12 protein-coding genes and 1 pseudogene are annotated in these 12,069 nt (G+C 39.5%); 5 read left to right on the top strand and 8 right to left on the bottom strand.

Annotation, left to right across the window (positions count from 1 at the left end; translation table 11 throughout):
* Positions 1 to 12 precede the first annotated feature (12 nt).
* The 7 genes and pseudogenes from truB to K5Q29_RS01285 all read right to left on the bottom strand — a co-directional run bounded on the left by truB (position 13) and on the right by K5Q29_RS01285 (position 6,509).
* Positions 13 to 888 carry a tRNA pseudouridine(55) synthase TruB gene (gene truB / locus K5Q29_RS01320; RefSeq protein ID WP_172699876.1) on the bottom strand — a complete coding sequence of 292 codons (876 nt, stop codon included), beginning with the start codon at positions 886 to 888 and terminating at the stop codon, positions 13 to 15.
* Positions 889 to 940: 52 nt separating this feature from the next.
* Entirely contained in the window at positions 941 to 1,372 is a 432-nt protein-coding gene (locus K5Q29_RS10600; protein WP_238600793.1) for a hypothetical protein, read from the bottom strand.
* Positions 1,373 to 1,405: 33 nt separating this feature from the next.
* Positions 1,406 to 1,729: pseudogene (locus tag K5Q29_RS01305) on the bottom strand (PAS domain-containing protein); the annotation flags it as partial.
* A 10-nt stretch (positions 1,730 to 1,739) separates the two neighbouring features.
* Positions 1,740 to 4,475, bottom strand: coding sequence for an AAA domain-containing protein (locus K5Q29_RS01300; protein ID WP_239515159.1), 2,736 nt, complete (start codon positions 4,473 to 4,475; stop codon positions 1,740 to 1,742).
* 22 nt (positions 4,476 to 4,497) lie between these two features.
* Complete coding sequence (locus K5Q29_RS01295) at positions 4,498 to 5,757, bottom strand: DUF2130 domain-containing protein (protein WP_105139919.1); 1,260 nt, start codon at positions 5,755 to 5,757, stop codon at positions 4,498 to 4,500.
* Between the two features lie 6 nt (positions 5,758 to 5,763).
* A complete protein-coding gene (locus tag K5Q29_RS01290; RefSeq protein ID WP_002940881.1) occupies positions 5,764 to 6,021 on the bottom strand; it encodes a hypothetical protein in 258 nt (85 codons plus the stop codon).
* A 17-nt stretch (positions 6,022 to 6,038) separates the two neighbouring features.
* A complete protein-coding gene (locus K5Q29_RS01285; RefSeq protein ID WP_105139920.1) occupies positions 6,039 to 6,509 on the bottom strand; it encodes an ATPase in 471 nt (156 codons plus the stop codon).
* 404 nt (positions 6,510 to 6,913) lie between these two features.
* Between K5Q29_RS01285 and K5Q29_RS01280 the strand changes: the two genes are divergently transcribed.
* From K5Q29_RS01280 to K5Q29_RS01270, 3 genes are all read left to right on the top strand, one after another.
* Positions 6,914 to 7,729, top strand: a complete 816-nt coding sequence (locus K5Q29_RS01280) for a Cof-type HAD-IIB family hydrolase (protein WP_024406942.1) — start codon at positions 6,914 to 6,916, stop codon at positions 7,727 to 7,729.
* A 9-nt stretch (positions 7,730 to 7,738) separates the two neighbouring features.
* The gene (gene pepT, locus K5Q29_RS01275) at positions 7,739 to 8,959 is read left to right on the top strand and encodes a peptidase T (RefSeq protein WP_105139921.1); all 1,221 of its coding nucleotides are present in this window, start codon (positions 7,739 to 7,741) and stop codon (positions 8,957 to 8,959) included.
* 125 nt (positions 8,960 to 9,084) lie between these two features.
* Positions 9,085 to 9,483, top strand: coding sequence for a DUF5684 domain-containing protein (locus tag K5Q29_RS01270; RefSeq protein ID WP_044761849.1), 399 nt, complete (start codon positions 9,085 to 9,087; stop codon positions 9,481 to 9,483).
* 35 nt (positions 9,484 to 9,518) lie between these two features.
* Here K5Q29_RS01270 and K5Q29_RS01265 read toward each other — a convergent pair whose 3' ends face one another.
* Positions 9,519 to 10,433, bottom strand: coding sequence for an AEC family transporter (locus K5Q29_RS01265; RefSeq protein WP_205032507.1), 915 nt, complete (start codon positions 10,431 to 10,433; stop codon positions 9,519 to 9,521).
* Positions 10,434 to 10,667: 234 nt separating this feature from the next.
* Between K5Q29_RS01265 and K5Q29_RS01260 the strand changes: the two genes are divergently transcribed.
* Entirely contained in the window at positions 10,668 to 10,985 is a 318-nt protein-coding gene (locus tag K5Q29_RS01260) for a PadR family transcriptional regulator (protein WP_002940906.1), read from the top strand.
* Positions 10,982 to 12,055 (top strand): HAAS signaling domain-containing protein, encoded by a 1,074-nt coding sequence (locus tag K5Q29_RS01255; protein WP_205032508.1) that lies wholly within the window; start codon positions 10,982 to 10,984, stop codon positions 12,053 to 12,055. Before K5Q29_RS01260 ends, K5Q29_RS01255 begins: the two co-directional genes overlap by 4 nt.
* Positions 12,056 to 12,069: the final 14 nt, after the last annotated feature.

Genomic DNA, 12,069 nt, shown 5'->3' with positions numbered 1-12,069 from the left:
TTGAGAAATTTCTTAGACCAAAACCTTGCTCGGTTTATACAGCTGGTCGCGTTTTTCAAAAATAGCAATCAACTGACCATCATGAAAGCCTGCTAAGCGCTCTGCTTCTGCATCCAATTCTACAAATCGACCAAATGTAGCATCTTGCACCTGCTCTTCTTTCAATTCTACAACAGGTAAATCCCCGATACCACGTTCAATAGGTTGGAGAAATGAAAAATCATTTTCAGCTACCAGCGAAGAAATTTCTTCCAAAGTTAAGGCATCCGCTAGGTCCATTCCTGCTGAACCAGTTCGTTCCAACTTAGACATGTGACTGGCGTAGCCTAACTTAGCCCCTAAGTCAACAGAAAGAGTACGGACATAGGTGCCCTTTCCACAACGAACTCGGAAGGTAAATCGTGCACAATCATCTGCCAACTCAATTGGACTGGTACGTTCAAAACTATATATGTCAATTTGGCGTTGGGGACGTTCGACTTCTTCACCCGCTCGTGCGTACTCATAGAGCTTGCGGCCATTTACTTTGACGGCGGAATACATAGGCGGAATCTGGGTAATAGTACCGACAAAACTAGCCATAGCCTCATCAACTACCTGCTCTGCTATGTCCAAAACCGGTGTCCGCTCAACAAGGTCGCCCGATGCATCTTCTGTCGTGGTCGAGTAGCCAATGGTAATCTCCCCCTCGTAGATTTTCCCCTCATCCTGCATGAACTCAATCATACGAGTAGCCTTGCCGACTGCAATTGGCAGAACCCCTGTCACATCTGGATCTAGCGTCCCACCGTGTCCAATCTTCTTCTCCTGCAGAATCTTTCGGAGTTTAAAAACTGTATCATGCGAGGTCATGCCCGCTTCTTTTTTGACGTTAATAATTCCTGAAATCATGTTCTCATTATAACACAAAGGACCGCACTTGTGGGCGGTCTGGTGTTAATTACTCATCATAAAAACGGTAGCTTCCAAAGGTCGTACCTATCAAATTCTCAAGTTCCTTATGAACACGTCGCATGGTTTCAGAAGGCACCGCACCAAAGGGAACAGCTTCGTCAATTCCGACTTCTTCCTCTTCGTCATAGCCGTAAGAAAATGTCAACGGGGCATCATAATATCCTTTATCTCCTAATTTTAGGGTAGGCCACTCCAATAATTTGATTTCTTTCAAAAATTCTCTGAATTTTTTTGCCTTGCTGATACGAATAGAAGTATAATCTAGTTCATTTTCAACTAAGCCTTTTTTATCAACATGCTGTATCAAATAATAGTAATCATTCAAACTAACCACAACTTCTACACTTTTTCCTTCGATATAGTCAGCCTTGAAAATAATTAAGTCCAAATTCTCATAAATGCGTTCAAATTGTTTCATCTTTTTTCCTCTCACAATTACATACAAGATTTTCTAAATTTCCCGATGAAAATCGCTGTCAATTTCAAAAAATGGTTGGATATTTTGGACGTATTCCAAGACGCCTTGAAACTCTCCCTGGTCATCACGCACGGCCTTATAGACCACATAGACAAACTTGCCCATGCTCTCGGACTTGAACCACATGGTCACCTGGTCTTTTTGCCCAGTGCGGAGCAATTCAAAAATCTTCTTGACCTTGTCTAAGATTTTGGGTGGATGGCAGAGCTCCACATGACGTCCAATCTGACTCGGAGTACGTTTGAAAATCATGTCTTCAACAGGGTGGCTGTCATTATAATATTGGAAAATGCCATCATGTTCATTGCTATCTTCCTAGTAATCCATCCAATATTTCAATCAATTTTTCTTTTTCCTGACTCTCATTTGTTTTAAACCTGATTAGGGGGATGTCGCATTTTTTCAAAATGTTATCCTTCATAATATCACGTTCAAACTGCTTAGAATTACCTTTGTGGAATGCATATCCATCTACTTCTACAGCTAGTACAGGTGCTTTGGTAAGTCTATTGATTATCAAAAAATCAAGGTGCGTATTTCCATGCCTTGCATACTTCGCTTCCACTTCTGTTAGTCGAGTAAAATCCTTCACAAGATTATGCAGTTTATAGTCATGTATAACATCTAGACTATTATATTTTTCATCGCTCATAAATACTTCCTTAATCCGATGATACATTAAATTCTCAGAATCATATCGCGATATCCGTTTTCGTTTTCTAAAATATTCCTCCTTTTCTTGCTCATACTGTTTGTATAAGTAATCGAAGATGGAATATACAGGGCTCTCTCTTACTTCAAAATTATTATATTGTATATATCCCAATAAATCACTAATATTTTTATCTAATGATTGCTCATTCCCAGTCATGACAAGAAATAATTTATTTTTAGCTCTTGATATCGCCACATTTAGTAAGTACGGATCATCCGTAAAACGTGTTATGCTGTTATCAACCGTGGAGATGATTATCGTATCTTTTTCTTTTCCCTGAAACTTATGGACTGTATCGCTTTCCAAATCATCAATTTGCTCTTGCAACTTCTCTTTCTGCTTTCGATAAGGCGTGACAACTCCTGTCCGCTCCCGATAGATTTCATAATTTGGAATAACATCTTTCAGAATTATATCAATCTCTCTCTGACTATAGTGATCACGAGCGTGATTTCCCTTAGGTGTTCTAATAGCCTGAAGAACATCTTTTTCCCCTTTATCACCTGTCATAATCACTAAGTCACCATCATAAAACTTTTGATTGCAGAAATTGATAATTTTGGGATGACATCTATAATGCTCTCGTAATAGCGTTTCTGGAATATTCGGAATCACTTTTAGTACCGATTGAAGAAAACTGTTTGTGTATTCATAACCACTATGAACACCATATTTATGGAAAAGCTGAGCACTACTTTCTTTGAAATCTTTTGTGACAATATGCGGTAGCTGTTTACTATCTCCAACAACTACAACATTTTTAGCACAGGATAATGCTAGTGCCCCAGTTGTAATATCCACTTGTGAGGCTTCATCTATGATTAAATAATCATAGGTAATATTCTTTCCTAAACTTGTTGTTGATGAAAATGTTGTACTAAGAACAATAGGATATTCTAGAAGAACTCGTTTCGATTGTTCCCTTAAATCTTCCTTTGTAAACTGTACTCTATTTCTTCCATTCCCATACTTACTAACTAGAAAATTTTTGAAAATCTTTAATGAATCACTGGTCAAATTGTTTAAAACTTCCGTACCATTTAAGTGAACCAATTCTTCTTGAAGAGTTTCTAATTTATTCCTTATTTCTGTTTGTTTATGCTGGTAAAATAGGTTCTGAAATTGTATTGTCAAATCAGATAATTCTTGTTTATAAAGTTCCCAGTTTTTAACACCATATAATAAAAAGTTTTTTATCTTAAAAATTAAACCTAACCTTTTATTCTTTTTATAGAATTCCTCAAATTCATTCCAAAGCTTAAATAACTTCTTAGCAGAATATAGGTTTAATTCTATAGGCGATATATCTATGTGCTCAAAAAAATCCTTGAAATGATGATATTCCGTTTCTAGTTCTGAGAGTTCTTGTCTCAGATTAGCCACTTCTTCCTGAATTTCAAAAATACGAGGAAGCCTACGAATCTTTTCATTTAATTCCTTATCAAGACTTTCCATACCATTATCTTTTAATCTCCACGAAGAAAAATCAGGGTACATACTATACTGATTGAGAATAAAATTATTTTTATTTTTTTCACTTCCAAGGTAAGCCACGGGAAAGTCAAGACCATAGTTCTTCAGTTTTTCGTAAATATTATCAATGGCTGCATTATTATTAGAAACAATTAGAACCGTCTTATTCCGTATCACTATATTAGCTATAATATTCAGAATCGTTTGTGTCTTACCAGTTCCAGGAGGTCCTTGAATGACACTAAATTGATTTATTAAGGCATTTTTTGTTGCTTTATATTGACTATTATTGCAACCAAAAGGGAAAATCAGTTCCCCATGAAGCGGCAAGTTATTCTTCTTACTGGGACTTAGATAGCTCGCTAAAGCAACTGTTTTGTCTACGTAATCCAATTCCTCATACCTTTTTAACAAGAGCAATTGATCAGTCCCAGAGTTTCTCAGAGGATTCAGCTTAGATAGTTCTGTCAAATAACTAAAAACATGACGACTATTTGAATGTGTCAACTCATTTTGCCGTATTTCTAGGTCTCTCCCCATATATAATTTTCCAGTGCCATTTTTGTAGCGGATGATATAAGCTCGTGAGTGCGTTCCATTGAATTCAACAATTGACTCAATATTATTTAATAAAACCCCATCTTGCCTTCTATAAACTCCTATCTCTGAAGGATTCAACTGTTTGGAAAACTTCAGCACCTCAACTCTCTGCATATTGTAGCGATAAGGTTGGACATTATTTTTAAAATAAATTTCAAAGTAGAGCTTCCCTTTGTAACGAATCGATTGAAGCGATTCGATATTTTCTGACTTGTCCTCTCCATCAATCAAAATTATTTTTCTATCTTTCACCATATCTCCACTCTCACTTTCAATCTTAATCTTCCTCCTCCCTCAACGCCTCAAACTTGGCTTTCATAGTTGGGTTATTGCGGGTTAGTTTTTTGACGGAGACATCATCTAGTTTATTATTGGCTAGGCGAAGCTGGTTTTCGCTGGTGGTCAGGGCTGCCTTGACAGCTTCCATTCGCTTGATTGCCTTGTCGATTTCATCAATAGCCTTTTGGAAATTGTTGCTGGCCGATTGATAGTTTTTGGCAAAAGCATTCTTGAAAATTTCCAAATCTTCTTCAAAATGAGTAATATCGATATTCTGCTCCTTAACCAAGGCTAACTCCTGCTTGTATTGCAGACTATTAAGCGCAGCATTTCGTAAAATTCCGATTAATTGGATAAAGAACTGTGGTCGGATAACATACATCTTCTCATACTCATGACCAACATCCACAATCCCTGTATTGTAATAGTCATTGTCCGCCTCTAGCATGCTAACTAATACAGCATATTCGCATTTTTTCTCCCGACGGTCCTTGTCCAACTCCCTAAAGAAATCAGCGTTTTTATGCTTGGTCTTGGTCGTATCTGCCTCGTTTTTCATTTCGAACATGATGGAAATAAATTCCAAGCCCGACTCGTCAAAATCACGGAAGATGAAATCTCCTTTTGAACCGGACGCTGATACTTCGTTGTCCTTCGCAAATTTGGCACGTGGAAAAGCATAGGAGCGAACCTTGTTAAACTCCGCCTCAGCAAACTGCTCCAAGCTCTCACCAATTGCCTTAGTAGACTGCTGGGCCTTGAAATTTTTGTAAAATTCCACCTGCTCATCCGCCGCCTTGAGCCGCACCTCGTACTCCTGACGAGTGGTCGCCAACGCTAACTCTTGCTTTTGTTCCTGCAAAACCAAAGCATTTTGTGCCGCATCCCGCTCTTTTTCCACCTGAGCTACCGCCTGCTGCAACTCCAAGTCCTTGGCAAGACCGATTTGCCCCAACTGAGCCTTAAGCTCTTGGATTTCTTGGTCTTTTTGGGAAATAGCAGAGCTGATCTCCAGTTCCGTCTGACTAGCAAATTTATCAAGTTTTGCGGTCAGTTCCAGAATCTCCTTATCCTTATCACTCAATCTAGCCTGCAAATCATTTTCAGCCTTCTGGCTTAATAATTCTCGTTCCCGCTCCAATCGTTCATGGATTTCCTTGTCAAACTCCGCACCACGCACCTGGGCTAAAAGCTGACTATATTCTGTTTCATTGACCTGAAAGGCCGTCCCACAATGTGGGCAAGTAATTTGATGCATATGCTCTCACTTTCTTCTTTTCAAATAAGATATTAATTTATGTAAAACCGTAGCTACTCCCAGCGCCAATAAAAAATAAAAGAAACGAACCGCATTTCTAGCATCTGGAAGTGATAGAGCCCAAAGGACAAAAATCGTTATGGCAGTCGGCCATCTCCATCCCCAGGTCATCTTCCGCTTGATAAACCATTCCATCCAATCTTCATTAGAATCAAACCGTGTTTCATAATATTCTTCTTTCAGTTGTTCCCACCACTTTTTCATAGTAGCCTCCTTTCAAATCACAGACCTTCTAATTCAAGCTCCAGAAAAGTCCTCCACTTTTCCTGCAAGGGTTGACGTACAGGCGACTCCTGACCTTCTAAGACTTTTTTGATACATTCATTTTGCACCAACCAGCCTGTCATGTCTTTTTGAGCATTCGCAAATTCATTACCAAAATCTTCTGGAATTCGTTCTTCAAAAGTAATCAAGGTCTGATTTTCTAGCTGAGACAGTGTAAATGAAACTATTGCTGAATCCCATGTGTAGGCAATTTTCTCATTTTTTCGGTATTCCAGTAAATCCATAACTTCACGGAATCCTTCCATTTCAAAAACCAGCGTATTTCCTACAATGTTTAACTGTGGAAACCAGCGGGCAAAACCACTATCTGTCGCCAACAAGTCCCAAGCTTCTGCCAAACTAGCTGGAACAGTGTAGGAAATAGTTAACAGGTACATCTCGGACTCTTTCTGAACACTAATCTTCATACATAACTCCTCTTCTATTCCCCTATTATACCAAAAAATACTGGTCCATAACCGATATTTCCATTGTCTCTATTCTTTAATCATGATCAAGCATGGGTGCTATTCACTCCAGGGAATCGAACAACGGTATCTTGAAATCTGAATTATTTTTTATAACATCTTTCATAGACAGTCCTTACCTTTGTTTATATGGCTCATACTCCATGTTTTATATCCCCTAGCAATGTTAGACTTTCCTGCCACATAATGAACATTGTCATTTTTGAAACACTTCTATTTTTTACACTTTCATTTCATCTATCCGCCACCCAATTTATTTTACAATATAGAACAGAGTTTAGTATTTCAATCATTCCTTTCTCATTTTATGCTATACTAGATGTATTGAAAACAAGGAGGTTTATATGGTTAAACTAATCGCTCTTGATATGGACGGAACCCTCTTAAACGAGAAAAAAGAGCTGATGCAGCCACAGATTGATGCCATTCATCAGGCTGTTGAAGCGGGCGTCAAGATTGTTCTCTGTACTGGTCGACCCTTGGCTGGTGTGAAGCCTTTCGTAGAGCAGCTCGGCTTTGACACCGAGGAAGAATTTATCATTGTCAATAACGGCTGTTCAACCCATTCGACAAAGGATTGGAGCCTGATTGACTGGGAAGAACTATCTATCTCTGATATTGATTATCTTTCCACTTTTATTGAAAATGATGATGTGCAAATTTCTCTCTTTGACGAGGAAGACTACTTCGTTCTTGCAGAAAAAGCCAATGCACGCGTTAATTTGGACGCAGGTTTGGTAGGAATGACTCCTCAACCAATTGATTTAAAAGAAGCCAAGTCAGGTCAGCATCGCTTCTTTGAAGCCATGTTCGTCGGTGAAAAAGAGCATATTGATGCCTTTGAAAATCAACACAATCCTGTACTCAGCCAAGGCTATTCCACCGTTCGTTCACAGGACTATCTCTTGGAAATTTTACCAAACGGTGCAAGCAAGGCCACTGGTTTGAAAAAACTGGCAGACCGCCTCGGTATCCTCCCAGAAGAAATCATGGCTATGGGAGATGCCAACAACGATCTGGAAATGATTGAATTTGCTGGACTTGGTATTGCCATGGGCAACGCTAACGAGCAGGTCAAGGCGATCGCCCAGGACATCACAGACACCAATGAAAACAACGGCGTTGCCAAAGCCATTGAAAAACATATTTTGAACAAATAAGGAGACAATATGAAATACCCAACACTCTTAGACCGTTTCTTGGTCTATGTCAAAGAAAATACTCGCTCAGATGAAAATTCGACAACCACTCCTTCTACCCAAAACCAAGTCGAGTTTGCACAGAATATCCTTCTTCCTGAAATGAAACGCATCGGCTTACAGAATGTCCACTACCTACCAAATGGTTTTGCTGTGGGAACACTGCCTGCCAACGACCCAAGTTTGACGCGTAAGATTGGCTTCATCGCCCACATGGATACGGCGGATTTCAACGCAGAAGGTGTCAACCCGCAGATCATCGAAAACTACGACGGCAACCCAATTGCCCTGGGAACTTCTGGCTACGAATTGCATCTAAAAGACTTCCCACAACTTGCCAACTACCACGGTCAAACACTGATTACCACAGACGGTACCACCTTGCTAGGCTCTGATGACAAGTCAGGAATTGCAGAAATCATGACAGCGGTGGAATTCCTAGTCCAAAACCCTGACATCAAGCACTGTGAAATCCGTGTCGGCTTTGGTCCTGACGAAGAAATCGGTGTCGGAGCAGACAAGTTTGATGTAGAAGACTTTGATGTGGACTTTGCCTACACTATGGACGGTGGACCGCTGGGCGAACTCCAGTACGAAACCTTCTCAGCAGCAGGTGCCAAGATTGATTTTCTAGGACGCAATGTCCACCCAGGTTCAGCAAAAGACCAGATGATCAATGCCTTCCAGATGGCTATTGATTTCCACAATGCCCTTCCTGAAGCAGACCGTCCTGAAAAAACTGAAGGTTATGAAGGCTTCTTCCACTTGATGAACATAGAAGGTAGTGTTGATACTGCTTCTACCACCTACATCATCCGTGACTTCGAGGAAGAGGATTTCCTTGCCCGCAAACAGCTCATGTTGGACATCGCTGAAAAGATGAATGCCAACTTTGACACTCCACGTGTCATTGTCAACCTACATGACCAATACTACAACATGAAGAAAATCATCGAAAAAGACATGACCCCAATCAACATTGCTAAAGACGTCATGGAAAATCTAGGTATCAAGCCACTAATTGAACCTGTTCGCGGAGGAACAGACGGCTCTAAGATTTCCTTCATGGGCATTCCAACGCCAAATATCTTCGCAGGTGGTGAAAACATGCATGGTCGCTTCGAGTTCGTCAGCCTCGAAACCATGGAAAAAGCTGTCGATGTCATTCTCGGAATCGTCTCTTACAAATAAAATTTCAAACGGCTTTCAATAGAAAGTCGTTTTTTCTGAAAATTTTTAAAAAAATGCAATTTTATATTGTGTTATTGAACTAATACTGATATGATGTAACTATAAAAAAGAAACGGAGTTTTATTATGACAGAAGAAACATTAGCACAGGTAATTCTCATTGGCATTTGGGGTACAACACTACTATTTTCATTTATTTGGTATATTCTTGTTGCTATTTCCAACTACATCCTCTTCAAAAAAGCAGGCTACGCTGGTTGGAAATCATTGATTCCAATCTACAATCTCTATATCCAACAATGCATCGCCTTTGGCTATGAAAAAAGATGGTTCATTCTATTCTTACTGATTCCACTAGCAGGACCATTATATGGCATCTATCTCGTTTACAATTTTGGTCGTAGCTTCGGTTTGTCAGCTGTACAAGCTATCTTCTATGTTCTTCTTACACCTATCTTTAACCTCTACATCGCTTTTAATGATGGAAGTCGTTACCAAGGTCCACAAGAATTCTTTATTGATTAATATATAATCAAGCCCTCGCACACGCGGAGGCTTTTTTAAACGAATAGAAAAATAAGAAGAACCATCATGACTAGACTGACCAAAATAGATAAGGAGTTAACATTGGCAGGTTCAGCTGAGCGACTACCTAACTTTAATGCATATATTGGGGACATGACTGAAATCGGAGAGACTAGACAGATCAGCAACATGATTTTCATCGTTTTATCAATAGGTAGAAGAAAATAAATGACCCCTGCTATTAGAATATTCGCACCTAGCCTCAAAGAGAGAAGATAGGCCAATCGACTAATTTCTTTCCAATTCAATTTTAAATCAAGCAAGATTCCCAACATGAGCATGGCTAAAAAAGGATTGGCGTTACTGGCTATCGTCAGCGCAGAGATAAGTTCGCGTGGAAGTTTGATAGAACAGGCTGCTAACGATAGGCTAACTAGATAGACTACTAGTGGAACTGAGCGTGAAAGATTCTTTATAAAAGTTGCAATGGTCATTCTTTCCTGCTCTTCATCCACACCAGCTGCGATACTGTAATTCCCACCTAGAACCATGATTGCATTCCCCGCATCAAATACGATGACGCTTAGTAGACTAGATAGCGGAAAAAAAGATTGCACAAATGGGAGTGTAAAGGTTCCGATATTATAGCCTGATAACTGCATAAGACCGACGGAAGGCTGTTGACCAGACTTCTTTGCCTCCCAGTATCCCACCATATCCAAAAAAAGATTACAAAGAATCCCTAATATGAAGGGAACGTATAAATCTATAGATACTTGGGCTGTCGCTGAAGCTACAAGGAGAGAAGCTGGTAGCGTAATATTCATCACTAAGCAAGAAAAGATTGTCGCATCCTCCCTTCGAACAATCCCTTTGGCTTTTAATGTATAACCTAAACCGATAACAAAGATAAAACCAAGAGCACGAGCTAATAATTCAAGTTCATTCATGAAACTAGTATAGCACATAGAAAAGAATTTTGATGATATATAAAAATTTTATATAATCGCTTGATTTTGCCAAATAATAGGTATATAATTTATATATAAAATAATTATACATAGCCTTTCAGTTTACTTTTAATACGAGGCAACTAGCTGTAGGCTGTACTAGCGTACGGCAAAGCAAGTTAACGAAGTAGTAAAAGATAAACTGGATGGCTATAAAGATAAAGAGGTGAGTTCATGTATTACCCCGTATCCTCTATCTTGATTGAATTTCTAGTCTTAGCCATTGTGGAAAAACAAGATTCCTATGGCTACGAAATCAGTCAGACTATCAAGATAGTTGCTGACATAAAGGAGTCCACGCTCTACCCTATCTTGAAAAAATTGGAAAAGGCTGGCTACGTTACAACCTATACCCAAGAATTTCAAGGGAGAAAGCGGAAATACTATACCATCACACCTGCTGGACGTGAGCACATCCCCTTCCTGCAGGGTGAATGGAATAGCTACAAAGACCATATTGACGGAATTATAGAAGGGAGCTTACGAAAATGACACGCGCAGATTATTTGAACCAACTGGAACAAGCATTATTTCAACTTCATCCAAGTGCCAGACAGGAGGCTTTAGACTACTTCAATGAATATTTTGACGAAAAGGATAACGATGAGGAAGCTATTATAGAGCTAGGAACACCTGATGAAGCAGCAAAAGAAATCATTGCCAATCTACCTGAAGATGCCCTAATCACCGAGAAAGACCAAGCAAGTCCACATTCATCTAAACCATTTGATTTCAACTTTGATTTTGACTTTCAATTTGACTGGGAGAATTTTTTCAACAATTTCAAACATTCAGCCTATCAAGCTAGAGAAAGGATTGAATTGAAGGCAAAGATTGAAGAATTACCTGATTTTTCAAATCTACAGATTGTTCTCGAAAATCAGGCTCTTAGTGTTCAAAGTTACGACGGAGAAGCTGTCTTATTGCACAATCCTGTTTCAGACGATGGCAGCTACCAGGCTTTTGACTATCAACTGGTTCAGGATAGTTTGTACCTATCTAGCAAGCCACTCCCAGACCACCCCTACTTTTCCAACCAGCAAACCAGCTCTGCTATTCTCAAAATCCCTAAAAAACTACTGCCCCTTACCAATCTCAATCTGAAAACAACAGATAGCAGTCTGACGATGGCGGCTGTGCAGGCGAGCGAACAGCTAGTCATCAATGCAGATGATAGCAGCATCAGCATGACGAAAGTGAACTGTCCAAGCTCTGCTCTACGGTTAGAAGACTCTACACTAACTATCTCAGATGGACAGCTGAGCGAGTTAAAATTGGAAGCCAGCGATGCCGTTATTACTCTCTCAAGCATGAGCCTTTTAGATGCAAGGATAACATTAGAAGACTGTGTCTGGAAGTTGAAGGATTTTGTCCTAACCTTTAAACCAAGTACGAACATCAGTTTGGACATCTGGGAGGAAGATTCTAGCCTCAAACTTCCAAAGGATAAGGCGTTTACCATGATGAAAGAGGATAACACCACTCATCTCAGCTACAAGCAAGAAAATAGCCCTGCTCAGCTGGTTATTCATTGTCAAGACTGCCAGCTACATGTGGGATAAAATAAAAGAAACTC

It is taken from the genome of Streptococcus sp. 2018037, assembly GCF_019754195.1.
Taxonomy (GTDB): domain Bacteria; phylum Bacillota; class Bacilli; order Lactobacillales; family Streptococcaceae; genus Streptococcus; species Streptococcus hashimotonensis.
Note: the sequence above shows the minus strand (reverse complement) of the source record. Positions and strands in the feature narration are given on the sequence as shown.